General features: G+C 66.5%; 17 protein-coding genes. 9 read left to right on the top strand and 8 right to left on the bottom strand.

The annotated features are described in order from the left end of the window. Positions 1-39 precede the first annotated feature (39 nt). Positions 40-711 (bottom strand): spermidine synthase, encoded by a 672-nt coding sequence (locus FHR22_RS14425; RefSeq protein WP_166944051.1) that lies wholly within the window; start codon positions 709-711, stop codon positions 40-42. A gap of 240 nt (positions 712-951) precedes the next feature. Between FHR22_RS14425 and FHR22_RS14420 the strand changes: the two genes are divergently transcribed. Continuing rightward, positions 952-3,045 carry a malate synthase G gene (locus FHR22_RS14420; RefSeq protein ID WP_166944049.1) on the top strand — a complete coding sequence of 698 codons (2,094 nt, stop codon included), beginning with the start codon at positions 952-954 and terminating at the stop codon, positions 3,043-3,045. 206 nt (positions 3,046-3,251) lie between these two features. On the opposite strand, the gene FHR22_RS14415 is transcribed toward FHR22_RS14420, so the two are convergent. After that, positions 3,252-3,860: a hypothetical protein gene (locus FHR22_RS14415; protein WP_166944047.1), complete on the bottom strand. Its 609-nt coding sequence runs from the start codon at positions 3,858-3,860 to the stop codon at positions 3,252-3,254. Between the two features lie 178 nt (positions 3,861-4,038). Between FHR22_RS14415 and FHR22_RS14410 the strand changes: the two genes are divergently transcribed. The 6 genes from FHR22_RS14410 (at position 4,039) to trhO (ending at position 9,632) form a co-directional block, all read left to right on the top strand. Continuing rightward, entirely contained in the window at positions 4,039-4,311 is a 273-nt protein-coding gene (locus FHR22_RS14410; RefSeq protein ID WP_166944045.1) for a metal/formaldehyde-sensitive transcriptional repressor, read from the top strand. Between the two features lie 10 nt (positions 4,312-4,321). Beyond that, positions 4,322-5,227, top strand: coding sequence for a CDF family Co(II)/Ni(II) efflux transporter DmeF (dmeF, locus tag FHR22_RS14405; RefSeq protein WP_166944043.1), 906 nt, complete (start codon positions 4,322-4,324; stop codon positions 5,225-5,227). A gap of 64 nt (positions 5,228-5,291) precedes the next feature. Further along, positions 5,292-5,909 (top strand): DJ-1/PfpI family protein, encoded by a 618-nt coding sequence (locus FHR22_RS14400; RefSeq protein WP_166944041.1) that lies wholly within the window; start codon positions 5,292-5,294, stop codon positions 5,907-5,909. 20 nt (positions 5,910-5,929) lie between these two features. Then, positions 5,930-6,736 carry an SDR family oxidoreductase gene (locus tag FHR22_RS14395; RefSeq protein WP_166944039.1) on the top strand — a complete coding sequence of 269 codons (807 nt, stop codon included), beginning with the start codon at positions 5,930-5,932 and terminating at the stop codon, positions 6,734-6,736. Between the two features lie 28 nt (positions 6,737-6,764). Next, positions 6,765-8,780: a GMC family oxidoreductase N-terminal domain-containing protein gene (locus tag FHR22_RS14390; RefSeq protein WP_166944037.1), complete on the top strand. Its 2,016-nt coding sequence runs from the start codon at positions 6,765-6,767 to the stop codon at positions 8,778-8,780. Positions 8,781-8,891: 111 nt separating this feature from the next. Beyond that, on the top strand, positions 8,892-9,632 hold the full coding sequence (gene trhO, locus FHR22_RS14385; protein ID WP_166944034.1) for an oxygen-dependent tRNA uridine(34) hydroxylase TrhO: 741 nt from the start codon (positions 8,892-8,894) through the stop codon (positions 9,630-9,632). Between the two features lie 33 nt (positions 9,633-9,665). Here the strand turns inward: trhO and FHR22_RS14380 are convergent, their stop codons facing one another. Next, positions 9,666-10,235 carry a TetR/AcrR family transcriptional regulator gene (locus tag FHR22_RS14380; RefSeq protein WP_208417747.1) on the bottom strand — a complete coding sequence of 190 codons (570 nt, stop codon included), beginning with the start codon at positions 10,233-10,235 and terminating at the stop codon, positions 9,666-9,668. Between the two features lie 167 nt (positions 10,236-10,402). Here FHR22_RS14380 and FHR22_RS14375 point away from each other — a divergent pair, with 167 nt between their 5' ends. Then, a complete protein-coding gene (locus FHR22_RS14375) occupies positions 10,403-10,795 on the top strand; it encodes a RidA family protein (RefSeq protein WP_166944030.1) in 393 nt (130 codons plus the stop codon). 6 nt (positions 10,796-10,801) lie between these two features. On the opposite strand, the gene FHR22_RS14370 is transcribed toward FHR22_RS14375, so the two are convergent. After that, on the bottom strand, positions 10,802-11,428 hold the full coding sequence (locus FHR22_RS14370; RefSeq protein WP_166944027.1) for a class I SAM-dependent methyltransferase: 627 nt from the start codon (positions 11,426-11,428) through the stop codon (positions 10,802-10,804). A gap of 90 nt (positions 11,429-11,518) precedes the next feature. On the opposite strand from FHR22_RS14370, the gene trxB reads away from it, so the two are divergent. Continuing rightward, the gene (trxB, locus tag FHR22_RS14365) at positions 11,519-12,484 is read left to right on the top strand and encodes a thioredoxin-disulfide reductase (RefSeq protein ID WP_166944024.1); all 966 of its coding nucleotides are present in this window, start codon (positions 11,519-11,521) and stop codon (positions 12,482-12,484) included. 152 nt (positions 12,485-12,636) lie between these two features. Here trxB and FHR22_RS14360 read toward each other — a convergent pair whose 3' ends face one another. From FHR22_RS14360 to FHR22_RS14345, 4 genes are read right to left on the bottom strand one after another with little or no spacing between them, the layout of a single operon-like run. Then, complete coding sequence (locus tag FHR22_RS14360; protein ID WP_166944022.1) at positions 12,637-13,440, bottom strand: hydrolase 1, exosortase A system-associated; 804 nt, start codon at positions 13,438-13,440, stop codon at positions 12,637-12,639. Further along, on the bottom strand, positions 13,425-14,087 hold the full coding sequence (locus FHR22_RS14355; RefSeq protein ID WP_166944019.1) for an alpha/beta hydrolase family protein: 663 nt from the start codon (positions 14,085-14,087) through the stop codon (positions 13,425-13,427). The genes FHR22_RS14360 and FHR22_RS14355 overlap by 16 nt, the downstream gene beginning before the upstream one ends. 13 nt (positions 14,088-14,100) lie before the next feature. Beyond that, complete coding sequence (locus FHR22_RS14350) at positions 14,101-14,367, bottom strand: acyl carrier protein (RefSeq protein WP_341786630.1); 267 nt, start codon at positions 14,365-14,367, stop codon at positions 14,101-14,103. Beyond that, positions 14,364-15,326: a GNAT family N-acetyltransferase gene (locus FHR22_RS14345; protein ID WP_341786629.1), complete on the bottom strand. Its 963-nt coding sequence runs from the start codon at positions 15,324-15,326 to the stop codon at positions 14,364-14,366. Before FHR22_RS14345 ends, FHR22_RS14350 begins: the two co-directional genes overlap by 4 nt. Positions 15,327-15,399: the final 73 nt, after the last annotated feature.

Here is a 15,399-nt window from a genome sequence, read left to right as displayed (position 1 = left end):
ATAGCCAGAGGGAAGCGGCTTTGCGACCCCCTCTGCTTGTCAGGCGGTGCGCGCAAACCAGATCAGGTGGCGCGGCCCCTTGCCATTGCTGCGCGCGCGGACGACGACTTCCTCGACCGCGAAACCCGATTCCTTGAGGCGCCGCGAAAATTTGGCGTCGGGGGCGGCGGACCAGACCGCCAATATGCCGCCGGGGCGCAGCGCTGCCCTGGCGCGGGCGAGGCCGCCCATCGAATAGATGCGGTCGTTGCCCTCGCGCGTCAGCCCGTCGGGGCCGTTGTCGACGTCGAGCAGGATCGCGTCATATTGCCGCGTCGCGCCGCCGATCACGCCCGAAACATCGGCGAGCAACAGCTCGACGCGCGGATCGTCGAGGCAACCCGCGGTCATCGCCGCCATCGGTCCGCGCGCCCAGTCGATAATGTCGGGGACCAGTTCGGCAACGGTGACGCGCGCATCGGGGCCAAGCCGCGCCAGCGCCGCGCGCAAGGTGAAGCCCATGCCATAGCCGCCGATGAGCAGATGCGGCGAAGCATCGTTGCGCAACCGGTCGCAACTCATCTCCGCCAGCGCCTCCTCGGAGCCGCTCATCCGGCTGCTCATCAATTCGTTGCGGTCGAGCGCGATGATGAAATCATTGCCGCGCTGAAACAGGCGTAGCGGATCGCCGCCGGGGACATCTGCGGTGCCGAGAAGGGTGCGGGGGGTCATGGCGCGGCTATAGGGCGCGGCGCGGCGATTGGCATGTGCTTATTGTGGGGGAGAGTAGGAAACGGCGGGTAGCTGACGTTATCCCGAAAGTGGGTGGTACCTTGTCCGCTCCACCCCCAAGGCCGACGCGTTTGCCACGCGACGACGGGCGGTTGCCAAGCTGCGCGGTTCGCGGCATAGGGCAGCGGCCCTTTCCTCCCCGGGTCCACTGGCGTGTTTGCGCCGACCAAAGGGTGTTTCATGACTGATTTTCAAGACCGCCATGGTTTGTCCGTCGATTCGCGTCTGATCGATTTCGTCGAACAGCGCGCACTTCCCGGCACGGGACTCGACGCGGCGGCTTTCTGGAGCGATTTCGCCGCCTTGCTCGGCCGGTTTGCGCCCGAAAATGCCGCGCTGCTGGCGAAGCGCGAGGATTTGCAGGAGAAGATCAATGCCTGGCATAGCGGCCGTGAAGGGCAGGGGCATGATGCCGCCGCCTATCAGGCGTTCCTGCGCGAGATCGGCTATCTTGTCCCCGAACCCGCGCCGTTCGCGGTTGGCACCGCGAATGTCGATCCCGAGATCGCGACGATGGCGGGGCCGCAGCTCGTCGTGCCCGCGCTCAACGCGCGCTTCGCGCTGAACGCCGCCAATGCGCGCTGGGGCAGCCTGTACGACGCCTTTTACGGCACCGACGCACTCGACGCGCCGGCGGCGAAGTCCGGCGGCTATGATGCGGCGCGCGGCGCGGCGGTGATCGCGCGTGCCAAGGCGTTTCTCGACGAGACGGTGCCGCTGGCATCGGGAAGCTGGGCCGACTGGCAGGGCGGCGATCCGGCGCTCGCCGATCCGTCGCAGCTGGCGGGCAGCAAGCCCGGCGCCATTCTGCTGAAGCATAACGGCCTGCACATCGAACTGGTGATCGACCCGGCGAGCGCGATCGGCCGGACCGACCCGGCGGGCATCGCCGACGTGCTGCTCGAAGCCGCGCTGACGACGATCATCGACCTCGAGGATTCGGTTGCGGCGGTCGATGGCGAGGACAAGGTGCTCGGCTACACCAACTGGCTTGGCCTGATGCGCGGCGACCTGACCGAAAGCTTTGCCAAGGGCGGGCAGACGGTGACGCGCGCGATGGAGCCCGACCGCGCATGGACCGCCCCCGACGGCACCGCCTTCACCCTGCCGGGGCGCAGCGTGATGTTCGTGCGCAACGTCGGGCATTTGATGACGACGCCGATGGTCCGCCTGCCCGATGGTAGCGAGGCGCCCGAAGGCCTGTGCGACGCGCTGTTCACCAGCCTTTGTTCGCTGCACGATCTGAAGGGCCTCGGGACGCTGAAAAACAGCCGCGCGGGCAGTGTTTACATCGTCAAGCCCAAGCAGCATGGGCCCGAGGAATGCGGTTTCACCGACCGGCTGTTCGACGCGGTCGAGGATCTGCTGGGCCTCGCGCGCCACACGATCAAGGTCGGGGTGATGGACGAGGAGCGCCGCACCTCGGCGAACCTCGCGGCGTGCATCGAAGCGGTGAAAGACCGCATCGTCTTCATCAACACCGGTTTCCTCGACCGCACTGGCGACGAGATCCACACCAGCATGCGCGCCGGTCCGATGATCCCCAAGGGCGAGATGAAGGCGAGCGACTGGATCGCGAGCTACGAGGATCGCAACGTCCGCATCGGGCTGGCCTGTGGCCTGTCGGGCAAGGCGCAGATCGGCAAGGGCATGTGGGCGATGCCCGACCTGATGAAGGCGATGCTGGAGGCCAAGATCGGCCATCCGAAATCGGGGGCGAACACCGCCTGGGTGCCGTCGCCGACCGCCGCGACCCTGCATGCGCTCCACTATCATGCAGTCGACGTGTTCGCGCGGCAGCGGGAAATCGCGGGCGAGGCGGTCCCGTCGCTCGACCGACTGCTCAACATCCCGGTCGCCACCGGCCGCAACTGGAGCGACGCCGAGATTGCCCGCGAACTCGACAATAATTGCCAGGGCATCCTGGGCTATGTCGTGCGCTGGATCGATCAGGGTGTCGGCTGTTCGAAGGTTCCTGATATCGACGACGTCGGACTGATGGAGGACCGCGCGACCTTGCGCATCGCCAGTCAGGCGCTCGCCAACTGGCTGCTCCACGGCGTCTGCACCGAAGCGCAGGTCGACGCGGCGCTGGCGCGCATGGCGGCGAAGGTCGACGCGCAGAATGCGGGCGATGCGCTGTACGAGAAGCTGGCGCCGGAGGGCATCGCCTATCGCGCCGCGCGCGCGTTGATCTTCGAAGGCGTGGCGCAGCCGTCGGGTTACACCGAGCCGCTGCTTCACCGATACCGGCAGGCGAAGAAGGCGGCCTGAGAAAAGCAGTACAAAGCTGGTGTTGATGCCGGCATTGGGGTGGGGAGCGGACGTTCGCTCACCCTCATTTCGTCATCCCGGGCTTGACCCGGGATCCCGCTTTTTTGAGGGCAGCGACAGTTTTCGACTTCAAGCGGGACCCCGGATCAAGTCCGGGGTGACGATAAGGGTAATGGCGGCAATCGGCCGAAACTGCGCATCCGCGCCTAGCGCCAATCCGCCAGCCGCTCCCACGCGCGGATCTGAAGCTGTCCGCACAATTCGGCCATCCGCCAGTTGATGACGCCATCCTCGGTCCAGTTGCTGCGGCAATAGGCGAAGCTCTTGCCGATCGCGCCGCGATAGGTTTTTTCGAGCAGCTGGAAGATGCGATAGTCGACGGCGTTGTCGAAAACGCATTCCTCGACGGGGCTGCGGTTTTCGGAACTGGGCGGCGGAGGCAGGCCCGGATCGCCCGCTTCCGAGCATAAAGCGTGCAGTCCCTTTTCATCGAAGTCGCGCTTGCCGCGCGCCGCGGCCAGCGGGTCGCCGGCTTCGGTCAGGCACGATCCCGCCATCCGCCAGTCGGTCACGCCGTCTTCGGTCCAGCGGCTGCTGCAGCTTTCCATGTCCGCCGCACCCTCGCGGCCGCGATCGGCGGCGACGAGGACCCACAGACGGCGGCCGCGCAGCTGATAGTCGAGGCATTCGATCCGGCCGTCGAGATCCTCTGCCTTGACGTCGGCGGCGCATTGCTTGTCCGCCATCGCGCGGTCGAAGCCGATGTCGAGCGGGGCGGCGGCGGAAGCAACAAGCATGACGGCGGCAAGAAACATGAAAATCTGTCCTTTATAAGCATTTGCTTCCCAAAAGCCTTTTCAGGGCATCCGGTTGCATATTTTGCGGATGCGAACGGCAATTTATCGCACCCGTCCGGCCGCTCTCGCGCTTGGATCGCAGATGCAGCATTCGCACGGTTGCCCGATCAGCGGTTATAGGATAGGGGGGTATGGTATGAGTCATCTTTCTTCCCGCCCCGATCTTGTCGCCCGCGTCCACCGCATCGCCGGACAGGTCGCCGCCGTCGAAAAGGCGCTGGCGTCCGATGCGCCCTGCGCCACCGTACTTCACCGCATCGCCGCAGTGCGCGGTGCGGTGAACGGGCTGCTCGACGAGGTGATCGCCGAGCATTTGAAAGAACATGTCGCGCTGCCCGGGCTGAGCGACACGGAACGCGCCGAGGGTGCCGCCGACCTGCTGGCGGTGATCCGCCGCTACGCCAAATAGGAGGAGCCGCGTGTCCGAATCCGCCCCGGCCCAGCATCTCCACGATTTTCTTGGCGATGCGCATGACGAGAATGCCAGGCGCACGCTATGGGTCGTCGCGCTCACCGCGGTGATGATGGCGGGCGAGATCGCCGCGGGATATTGGACGGGATCGATGGCGCTGCTCGCCGACGGATTTCACATGGCGACGCACGCCGGGGCGCTCGGCCTTGCCGCACTCGCCTATCGCTATGCGAAGCGGCATCGTCACGATCCGCGCTTCAGCTTCGGCACCGGCAAGGTCGGCGACCTCACCGGCTTTGCGTCGGCGCTGATCCTCGGGATTTTCTCGATCGGCATCGCGTTCGAATCGGTCCTGCGCCTGATCGATCCGGTGCGGGTGGATTTCGGCAGCGCAACCTTGGTCGCGGTGCTGGGGCTGGCGGTGAATATCATCAGCGCGCTGCTGCTGATGGGCGGACACCATCATCATCACGATCATGATCATGACGATCATCGTCATCACCACGGCCATGACAATAATCTGCGCTCGGCCTATTTTCACGTGCTTGCCGACGCGCTGACTTCGCTGCTCGCGATCGGGGCGCTGCTGGCAGGGCGCTACCTCGGGCTCCACTGGATGGACCCGATGATGGGGATTGTCGGCGCGATCGTGATCGCCCGCTGGTCGTGGGGATTGATGCGCGACACCGCTTCCATCCTGCTCGACGAGAGCGACGAGACGCTCGCTGGGGTCCTGCGCGCACGGATCGCCGCGATTGACGGCGTGCGGGTCGCCGACCTGCACGTCTGGCGCGTCGGCCCCCAAGCGCGCGCGGCGATCGTCGAGGTCGAGAGCGGCGTGCCCGCGGCCGAGATCCGCGCACGGCTGGGGACGGTCGGTCCGATCGCCCATCTGACGATCGCGGTGCGCTGACCCCGTTCCACCGGCGCGGTTTCGATGATAGGCGGAGCGTCCGGCTTTCATCAAGGATGGTCCCATGCAGATCGCGGTGCTGACGTTCGACGGCTTCAACGAGTTCGATTCGTTCGTGGCGGCCGCGATTCTCAACCGGCTGCACGCCGCGGGCTGGGCCGCGCATATCACGGCGCCGACGCCGCGGGTGACGTCGATGAACGGGGTGACGGTGGACCGCCAGAAGCCATTGGAATTCGCGGCGGAGGCCGATGCCGTGATCATCGGCAGCGGGATTCGGACGCGCGACCATGCCGCCGACCCGGCGCTGCTGGCGCAGATCGCGCTCGATCCCGAACGCCAGCTTATCGGCGCGCAATGTTCGGGGACCCTGCTGCTCGCGAAGCTGGGGCTGATCGGCACCCTCCCTGCCTGCACCGACCTGACGACCAAGCCGTGGGTGATCGAGGCGGGGATCGACGTGCTCGACGCACCGTTCGTCGCGCACGGCAATGTCGCGACCGCGGGCGGCTGCCTGGCGTCGCAATATCTGGCGGCCTGGATCATCGCGCGGCTCGCCGGGCCGCGTGCGGCCGAGGATGCGCTGCATTATGTCGCGCCGGTCGGCGAAAAACGGGCCTATGTCGCGCGCGCGATGGCGGTGGTGCGGCCCTATTTGCCGGTCGCGGCGGTCGCGCGCTGATCGCGGCGGGGGAGAAGATGGTGGATCTGGGGCTGGACGGAAAGATCGCGCTTGTCGCGGGCGCGGGGCGCGATCTGGGCCGGGCGACCGCAGTCACGCTCGCGCGTGAAGGCGCGCATGTGCTTCTTGGCGGGCGCAGCGCCGACATGCTCGAGGAAACCGCGGCGCTGATCCGCGGCGACGGCGGGCGCGCCGGCATCCATGTTTTCGACGCGATGGATGGAGATAGCGTCGCGGCCGCCGTCGCCGCGATCCTTGCCGTGCACGGCCGGATCGACCTGTTTGCGAACACCGTCGGCCCGTTTCCGGCGCGCGAGCCCGGCACCGCCCCGCCCTATGGCAGCGATGCATCGTGGCTGGCGGCGTTCGACCGCATTTTCCTGACCGCGGCGCGGCTGGGCCGCACGGTGGTGCCGGCGATGAAGGCGGCGGGGCAGGGGGCGGTGGTGAATGTCCTCGCCAATTCGGTGCGGCATTATAGCGAAAGCACCGCGCAATATGGTGCGATGAAGGCGGCGTTGGCGCATCTCGTCAAGAATCTGGCGCGCGACGTCGCGGGCAGCGGGGTGCGCGTCAACGCCGTGCTACCCGGATGGATCCGCACCGCGGCGCTCGACGGCGCGATCGCGTCGCAGGCGGCGGAGGCAGGCGTTTCGCCGCGCGAGATCGAGCGGCGGATGATGGCGGGGCATGGCGCGGCCTTCTGGGGCGACCGCATGGGGGCGCCGCAGGAATATGCCGATGCGATCGTCTTTCTGCTGTCCGAACGCGCGAGCTATATCAACGGCGCGCTCGTTCCGGTGGATGGCGGCAGCCAGATCACGTAGACGGGCACCAAAAAGGAGGGGGCAGGGGATGACGGCACCGTTTAATTTCGGGCAATTGCGATTTCTGAAAGCGCTGACCGAGGCGCTGTTTCATGAGGCCGAGATGGTGATTTCGGCCGATCAGGTCGTCGCCAATGTCTGCGACCTGTTCGCCAAGGTCGGGGGGACGAAGCTCGACGAGATTCGCCTGTCGCTGCTGGCGACCGAGGTGGTGCTCGGCGGCCCCTTTTTCACCGAGGACGATGTCGCGGGGCGCGCCAAGACGATCCGGGGCCGGCTCATGAACAGCCAGATCGACCTGTTCCAGGACATGGCCCGGCTGCGCGGGGTCATTTACGCCTGCTATTATGGGCATTGGCAAACGGGACTGGTGCCCGGCGATCAGGACGCCAATGCCGCGAACCCGGTGCATCGCCAGATTGGTTTCACCCTGCCCAAATTTCGCCAGCGCGGCGCCGGGGAGATAGCGATCGAACCCGTCCCCGGTCGCGAGATTGATCCGGCGCATATCCTCAATGCCGATACGCTCGCCGACGAATATGACGTGATCGTCATCGGATCGGGCGCGGGCGGCGGGGTCGCGGCGTATAATATCGCGGCGCAGGGTTATAAGGTGCTGATCGTCGAGGCGGGGCCCTTTTTTCCGTCGCCCGCGATCAATCATCACGAACTCGACATGGTCGCGAACCTGTTCAAGCACGGCGCGCTGCAAACTTCGACCAACCGCGATTTCGTGGTGTTCCAGGGGCGCTGCGTCGGCGGGTCGTCGACGATCAACAACGGCATCTGCCTGCGCGTCAACGAGGCAGGCCGCACGCACCCCGATGCGGTCGACGTGCTGGCGAAATGGGCGAGCATCGGGGCGCCGGTCGATGCCGCGGCGTTCCACGCAAGCTATGACGCGGTGCAGGTGAAGCTGGGGATCGCGAAGATCGAGCCGCGGAGCGGGCGGCACAATGGACCGCATCTGCTGAACGGCTGGGCCGCCTATGCGGGCGCCTCGACCGACCCGCGCGAGCAGCGCGCGGTCGCCGACTGGTTCGCGAAGAATTTCGGGCCGCCGAACACGCCGACCGCCTGCGCCTATTGCGGCTATTGCAATTCGGGCTGCGCCTATGGCCGGCGGATGGGGATCGCGCAGACCTATCTGCCCGCGGCATGCCGCGACCATGGCGCGCGCATCCTGCCGGGGACGAAGGCCGACGAGATCGTCTGGCAGACCGCGATCGACGGACGGCGCGAGGCGGAGGCGGTGAAGCTGGTCCTGCCGGGCGGAACGCATCGACTGGTGCGCGCGCGTGTCGGTGTCGTCGTCGCATGCGGGACGATCGCCTCCTCGAAACTGCTCGACCGCAGCGACATATCGGGCACGGGATATCAGGTGTCATTGAACGTCGCCTCGCCCGTTGTGGCGCTGATGCCCGAGGGGGTCGGCGGCAATGCGTGGGACGAGGATCAGATGGCGAGTTATGTCGACTGCGGTGACTTCCTGCTCGAAAGCCATTTTCAGCCGCCGATGTCGATGGCCTCGCTGATGCCCGGCTGGTTCGGCGACCATAGCGCGCGGATGAAGAATTTCGGCCGCGTCCATTCGGCGGGCATCCTGTTTCCCGCCGACCGGCGCGGACGGGTGACGGGCGACAAGCTGGAGTTCCGGCTCGACACGAGCGACGACCTGCCGGTGCTGCGCCGCGCGATGGCGACGCTGACCAAGGTGCATTTCGCGGCGGGCGCGATCGAATGCTATCCGGCGCTGGCGAAGGGGCAGGTGGTGACCCGCGGCATGGATATCGACGCCTTCTTCCACGATGCGATCCGCGAGCAGGACGATGTCACCCTGTCGAGCAGCCACCCCCATGGCGGCAATGCGATCAACGAAAATCCGCAATATGGCATCGTCGATCCCGAATGCCGGGTGCATGGGACAACCAATGTGCTCGTCACCGACGCCAGCGTCTTTCCGACCTGCATCCGCGTCAACGCGCAGTGGACGACGATGGCGATGGCGCAATATGCGACGGGGAGGAGCGATCCGTTTCGGTGAAATAGCGCGTCATTGCGAGCGCAGCGAAGCAATCCAGGGCGCGCGTAAACTGCCCTGGATTGCTTCGCTGCGCTCGCAATGACGGCAAGTTTTGTCTAAGGGGCCGGCCTCATGACCTTCACCGTCGCCGCCCTTTATCGCTTCGCGCCGTTCGACGATCCCGCGGCGCTCCGCCAGCCGTTGCTTGACCTCTGCGTCGCCGAGGATATTTGCGGCACGCTGCTGCTTGCGCGGGAAGGGATCAACGGGACGATCGCCGGACGCGCAGCGGGCATCGCCGCGGTGCTTGCCGATATCCGTGCGCTGCCCGGCTGCGCCGAACTCGACGTCAAATATTCGACCGCCGCCACCATGCCGTTTCAGCGGATGAAAGTGCGGCTGAAAAAGGAAATCGTGACGATGAAGGTGCCGGGGCTCGATCCCGCCCGCGACGCCGCGCCCTATGTCGACCCCGCCGACTGGAACGCGCTGGTCGACGATCCCGACACGGTGCTGATCGACACGCGCAACGGTTTCGAGGTCGGCTATGGCAGCTTCGACGGGGCGCTGAACCCCGAAACCAAAAGCTTTGGCGACTTCCCCGGCTGGTGGCGCGCGCGTGCCGCCGAATTCGAGGGCAAGCGTATCGCGATGTTCTGCACCGGCGGCATCCGCTGCGAGAAATCGACCGCCTTCCTGCGGAGCGAGGGGGTCGAGGATGTGGTCCATCTGAAGGGCGGCATCCTCGCCTATCTGGAACAGGTGCCCGCCGTCGAGAGCCGCTGGCACGGCAGTTGTTTCGTTTTCGACGAGCGGATCAGCGTCGGGCATGGGCTGGTCGAAGTCGGCGAGAAGGACGACCCGGCCGGTTGACCGGACGCGCGCGGCGGCCAGCAAAGCGGGAAATCAGAGTTTCCCGGCCAGAAACCCCTCTGCCATGAGGCGAAAGGCATCGACCGCCCTGGGCAGGGCGGACTGCGGATCGTCACTGGCCGCGACCCACAGCGCCGCGTTCAGTGCCGCACCGCAGAGGAGGCGGGCGGCAGCCTCGATATCGACGCGCTTCATCACGCCGTCGGCGATCAATTTCCGGGTCGCCTGCTTCGTCGCCTCCAGACACGCGTTCTGGCTGGGCCAGTGCGAGGGATCGCCAAGAAACGCGGGGCCGTCGAGCAGCACGATCCGTCGCACCTCGGGATCCAGCGCCATCGCGATATAAGCGGCGCCTTCGGCCAGAAGCTGTTCCCAGTCGTCCCCCGCGCCGGCGCTGGCGACCCGCGCCCGCGCCGCCATTTCTCCATCGACTTCGGCCACGACCGCCGCAAGCAGCCCCTTCTTGTCGCCGAAATTATGGTATAGCGCGCCGCGCGTCAGGCCGACCGATGCGGTCAGTTCGTCCATCGACGCCGCGGCAAATCCTTCGGATGCGAAGGCCTTTCGACCCGCGGAGATCAGTTTTCCGCGGTTTTCTTCCATTGTTTCCGCGCGGCGCCGTGCAGCCACAACCGATCCTTTCAGATACGCGACGTATGCCACTTGAATGCCGCGGGGGTGAGTTTATATACGTCACGTATATGAGAATATGCAATCGACATTCAACCTGTCGCCATCGCGTTCCGGCGACCCGCAAAAGGATATGACCCATGGCCCAACGTGACGCCGTTTTTCCCGCCGGTCGGCATGACCTCTATACGTCAAACACCTATTCCGCCGCCATCCGATCGGGCGACCTGCTGTTCGTGTCGGGGCAGGTCGGCAGCCGCAGCGATGGCTCGCCCGAGCCCGATTTTGAAGCGCAGGTCCGTCTGGCATTCGCCAATCTCGAGGCAACGCTGCAAGCGGGTGGATGCGGGCTCGACGATATCGTCGATGTGACGAGCTTTCACACCGATCCCCAAAATCAGTTCGGCACGGTCTTGACCGTTAAAAGCGAAGTCTTCCCGGAAGCGCCTTATCCGAACTGGACCGCGATCGGCGTCAACTGGCTCGCGGGGTTCGATTTCGAGATCAAGGTCATCGCCCGCATTCCCGGCTGAATATCATCAGCCCGGCCCCCGCGCCGCGCCATATTCGACCCAGCCGAACGGACGCGGCGTCTTGGGCATATAGGCGGCGGCGTGCCGGTCGACCGAAAACCCCGCCTTTTCATAGGCGTCGCCGATCGGGCGGGTCAGGTGGCAATTGCCGCCGATGCGTTTCCACAGCGGTTCGATCCGCCGCTGCCACCTGGCGACGCCCGCATCGGGCGCGGCGCCATGTTCGAGGAACAAGGCGGTGCCGCCGGGTTTCAGCACGCGGCGGATTTCGGCGAGCACCGCCGCCTGCTCGGCGACAGAACAGAGGGTGAAGGTGGTAACGACGGTGTCGAACATCGCATCGTCGAACGGCATCGCCTCGCCAATGCCGCCGCGGATGTCGGCATCGATGCCGTGCGCCTGCGCCGCCGCCCGGCTCATCGCCAGCAGTTCGGCCGACGGGTCGAGCCCCGTGAAGCTCGCGATCCGCGCGGGATCATAGAATTCCATGTTGATCCCGCCGCCGCAGCCCAGCTCGAGCACGTCGCCGCCCGCATGCGGCACGACCTTGCTACGCAGCTTCATGATCTGCCCCTGCGAACAGGCGCATTTGATCAGCCGCGGTACTCCGTGACGTTCCCACCAGCTCGCCATTGGCTTCTCCCCTTGGCGTGCAGCCTGTCCCTTGCTAGCGCGGTTGGCAACACCCATCTGTGCCTTCCGCACCGCCTGTGAAAGATCGCCATGCCCGCCACGCACCACACCAAGATGCTCATTCTCGGCTCCGGCCCCGCCGGCCTGTCCGCCGCCATCTATGCCGCGCGCGCGGGCATGCGGCCGATCGTGGTGCAGGGAATCCAGCCCGGCGGGCAGCTGACGATCACCACCGACGTCGAAAATTACCCGGGTTTCGCCGAAGTGATCCAGGGCCCGTGGTTGATGGAACAGATGACCGCGCAGGCGACGCATGTCGGGACAGCCATGATCTGGGACACGATCGTCGACGTCGACCTGTCGCAGCGCCCGTTCCGGATCACCGGCGACGGCGGCGACGTCTATGTGGCCGAAACGCTGGTCATCGCGACCGGGGCGCAGGCGAAATGGCTGGGCGTCCCCGGCGAGCAGGAACTGGGCGGCAAGGGCGTGTCGGCCTGCGCCACCTGCGACGGATTTTTCTATCGCGGCAAGAAGGTCGTGGTGATCGGTGGCGGCAACACCGCGGTCGAGGAGGCTTTGTACCTCACCAACCACAGCGACGATGTGACGTTGATCCACCGCCGCGACAGTCTGCGGTCTGAGAAGATCTTGCAGGACCGGCTGTTCGCCAATCCGAAAATCAGGACGCTCTGGAACAAGAAGGTCGAACGCTTCGTCGCGGGCGACGGCGTGTCGGGGCTGGTCGGCGTCGATCTGGTCGACACGGTGACCGGCGAGCCGAGCTTCGAGCCGACCGACGGCGGTTTCGTCGCGATCGGCCACAGCCCGTCGACCGAATTGTTCAAGGGCAAGCTGCCGCTCGACGCCGACGGCTATCTGCAGGTGACCCCCGGTACGTCGCTGACGTCGATCCCCGGCGTGTTCGCGGCGGGCGACGTCACCGACAAGATTTACCGCCAGGCAGTGACCGCGGCGGGGATGGGCTGCATGGCGGCGCTGGATGCCGAGCGGTTCCTGGCCGAGGCGGAATATCACGCGATGGTGGACGCTTAGGCTGAGCTGGAAGCGTAGTTAGCGGCCGGGAGCGGCCGTGCCACCATCTTAACTTCGTCATTCCCGCGAAAGCGGGAACCCAGAGCCTCCGTCGGCTGGCCCATCCCTGGGTTCCCGCTTTCGCGGGAATGACAAAGGTTGGGAAAGGCCGTTCAGCCCAGCTTTTCCAATATCCGCGCCGCCAGCCATTCGGCATCGTCGCCCGCAAAGCTGTGTGAGGGGCTGGCGAGGCGTTCGACCGGGGCGCGGGTCAGCGCCGCGGGGCAATTTTCGATAAACGCCTGCGCTGTGCGGTCGCCCGTTGCGAGCAGGAGCGTCGCGGGCCGATCAAGCTTTACCATTGCGTCGTCGAGACGCGCCGCGAGGCTATCCGGCGCAGCGGGAGTCGCGGGTTTCCGTAGCGCCGAAAGGCCCCGGGCAAGCTTGCCGAAATCGACGTCGCCCTTGAGCAGCCGCCACAGACTCTTCGGATCGGTGAGCCGCGCCAGATAGCGCGCGCGGATCGCCGACGCGGGCGGCAGCGCCGGTTCGTCCGGGGCGTCGGTATCGCCGCCATCCTCGTCATAGGTCCAGGGATTGGCGAGGATCAGCGTGTCGAGGTCGAGCGGCTGGTGCAGCAGCAGCGCGCTCGCGGCGTCGCAATTGCCGAAGGCGGCGATGCGTGTCAGCTGCGGCGCGGCTTTGCGAAACGTCGCGATGGCGGCGGCGACGTCGGGCGCGCTCGACAGATAGCCGCCGTTTTCGCCCTCGCTGTCGCCGATGCCGCGGCGGTCGAAGCGGAACACCGGATAGCCCGCCGCCGCGACGCGCTGCGCGAGCAAGGCCATGCCGCGGTGCGCGCCGCTGCGTATCTCGTTGCCGCCCGAGACGATGAGCAGCCCGGTGGTGCCCGGCGCGGCGTCGAGCGTCGCGGCGAGCGTGGCGCCATGGCAGGCGAAGTTCAGCCGATGCCGCATGTCGTGCTCCACGCGGCAATATCGTCGGCGATCGTCCCGGCCATGGCGGCGTCCTCGCCCGGCTCGGCGCGCAGCCAGAGCGGGGTGCCCAGTATGCCGTCCGCGCCGAGTGCCACGGTGCGCAGCGGCTCCACGGGCTGCGGTTCGGCGCCGCCCAGTTGTGCGACCATGGCGGGCGACAGGCGGTTGCCCGCGAGCAGCAGCGGCGCGGACCGTGCTTCGGCTTGCAGGCTTTCGAGCGAAGTGGCCAGCCCGGCCTCGCGATCGGCCGACACGCGGGCGCGCATCAGCGTGCGGAGCAGCGAGGCGCCGCCAGCGGGCGCCAGGCGCCACCAGGCGGCGGCTTGGACGGCATGATCGATCAGTGCGCCGCCGCGAACCGACACGATGATGAGCGGGCCGTCGATCTTGATAGCGGCGAGTTCGGATCGCCAGCGGGCAAGGTCGACGTCCTCGAGCGCGACGAGGCTGTCATTCTGCCCGGCAAGGTCGGGAAGCAGCGCGGCAAAACCCTGCGCGGCGAGCGCGCGCATCGCGAGCACCAGCGTGCGGCGGGTGCGGTTCGCTTCCTCGAACAGCGGCGGGACGATGAGGATCGTGGCGCGCGGGGCGCCCGCGGGGTCGATGCGCAGATGATGTTCGGTCATGCGCGCATAAGGGTCAGCCGGTCACTTTGGCTTGCGAAAAGGCAAGCAAATTGCCGTAGGTTTCAAATATTTCGCCGTCGATCTCATCATCGTCGATGAGGATGCCGAGCCGGTCTTCCATTTCGGTCAGCACCGTCGCGACCGCCATCGAATCGAACTCGGGCAGTTCGCCGAACAGGCCGCTGTCGGCGGTCAGCGCGGCGGCGCGCGCTTCGCCGAGGCCGAGCACATCGGCAAGCAGCGCGCGCAGGGTGGCATCGACATCAGTGCGATCGGTCACGGTTTTTTCCCCAGCATGGAACGGCCAAAGGCCTTCAATGCCGGTCCCCATGCCGCGATGCGCGACGGATTGAAAGCCTCGATCCGCCACAAGGGTTCGTGGCGGTTCATCCAGTCGCGCTTATAGGCATCGTTGCCGGTGCCGAAATCGACCCGCGTCACGCGATCGATTTCGATGACATGACGGAACAGTGCCGCTGACAGCAAGGTGCCCGGCGACGCTTTCAGGCTGTCTTCGACATGCGCGAGCTTGTGGATGAAGGCACTGCCGTCCTCGACGGTCCAATATTGTGCCGCAACCGGTTCGCCCGCCATCCGGGCGAGCCCCATGCGAAGCGTGCCGCGTGCGCTCTCGCTCTCGGCAAAGGCGCGGAGCAGCGCGGGGTGGCCTTCCTCGGGTTTCCAGCTCGCGGCGTAAATGGCTTCATAGGCGGCCCAGGCGTCGGGGTCGAAGGCGGTGAACAGCGCGATGTCGACGACGCCCTTCTTCGCCTTGCGCTTGACCGTATTCTTGAGCGCGCCGGGGCGGCTGTCCCACCAGCCGTCATGATCCATATCAGAGAGATCGAGCCAGTGGCGGTCGCCCGCGGGCGCCGCCTTCACCCACCAGCCGGCGGTGCGCAAGGCGGCGGCGATGCTGCCCTGATCGGCGTCGGGGACAGGGTAGAGCGACAGCCGCGCCGCCTGCTGGCGCAGGCGGCGGAAAAGATCGGCGAGCGCGGCCGCGTGGTCGCCCTCACCACGGAAAAGTGGGCGGATCGAGAAGCTGTACCAGTTGGTGAGGCCAGCGAAATGCCCGGGCTTGTCGCGGCGCAGCGGCAGCCAGGCGGTGGCGCCTGCGTGCGTGCCCTGTGCGTCGACGCGGCCTTCGCCGGCAAAGCCATGCGCTGCGAGCAGGTCGAACCAGGCACCGCGATCGAAGGGCGACGCAAAGCCCGCGGCGCGCGCATCCTCCGCCACTTTGCTATCATTAGCGGGATGTTCATCGTTCCCTTGCATGGTGCGGGCCTCTATCATCACTCTCCTAACAGCC

Source organism: Sphingopyxis panaciterrae, assembly GCF_011762125.1.
Classification (GTDB): Bacteria; Pseudomonadota; Alphaproteobacteria; order Sphingomonadales; family Sphingomonadaceae; genus Sphingopyxis; species Sphingopyxis panaciterrae.
Note: the sequence above shows the minus strand (reverse complement) of the source record. Positions and strands in the feature narration are given on the sequence as shown.

Excerpts from the sequence above, each read along its gene's own strand:
- FHR22_RS14425 (WP_166944051.1), bottom strand. The coding sequence starts at position 711 with ATGACCCCCCGCACCCTTCTCGGCACCGCAGATGTCCCCGGCGGCGAT.
- FHR22_RS14420 (WP_166944049.1), top strand. The coding sequence starts at position 952 with ATGACTGATTTTCAAGACCGCCATGGTTTGTCCGTCGATTCGCGTCTG.
- FHR22_RS14415 (WP_166944047.1), bottom strand. The coding sequence starts at position 3,860 with ATGTTTCTTGCCGCCGTCATGCTTGTTGCTTCCGCCGCCGCCCCGCTC.
- FHR22_RS14410 (WP_166944045.1), top strand. The coding sequence starts at position 4,039 with ATGAGTCATCTTTCTTCCCGCCCCGATCTTGTCGCCCGCGTCCACCGC.
- FHR22_RS14400 (WP_166944041.1), top strand. The coding sequence starts at position 5,292 with ATGCAGATCGCGGTGCTGACGTTCGACGGCTTCAACGAGTTCGATTCG.
- FHR22_RS14390 (WP_166944037.1), top strand. The coding sequence starts at position 6,765 with ATGACGGCACCGTTTAATTTCGGGCAATTGCGATTTCTGAAAGCGCTG.
- trhO (WP_166944034.1), top strand. The coding sequence starts at position 8,892 with ATGACCTTCACCGTCGCCGCCCTTTATCGCTTCGCGCCGTTCGACGAT.
- FHR22_RS14380 (WP_208417747.1), bottom strand. The coding sequence starts at position 10,235 with ATGGAAGAAAACCGCGGAAAACTGATCTCCGCGGGTCGAAAGGCCTTC.
- FHR22_RS14375 (WP_166944030.1), top strand. The coding sequence starts at position 10,403 with ATGGCCCAACGTGACGCCGTTTTTCCCGCCGGTCGGCATGACCTCTAT.
- FHR22_RS14370 (WP_166944027.1), bottom strand. The coding sequence starts at position 11,428 with ATGGCGAGCTGGTGGGAACGTCACGGAGTACCGCGGCTGATCAAATGC.
- trxB (WP_166944024.1), top strand. The coding sequence starts at position 11,519 with ATGCCCGCCACGCACCACACCAAGATGCTCATTCTCGGCTCCGGCCCC.
- FHR22_RS14360 (WP_166944022.1), bottom strand. The coding sequence starts at position 13,440 with ATGCGGCATCGGCTGAACTTCGCCTGCCATGGCGCCACGCTCGCCGCG.
- FHR22_RS14355 (WP_166944019.1), bottom strand. The coding sequence starts at position 14,087 with ATGACCGAACATCATCTGCGCATCGACCCCGCGGGCGCCCCGCGCGCC.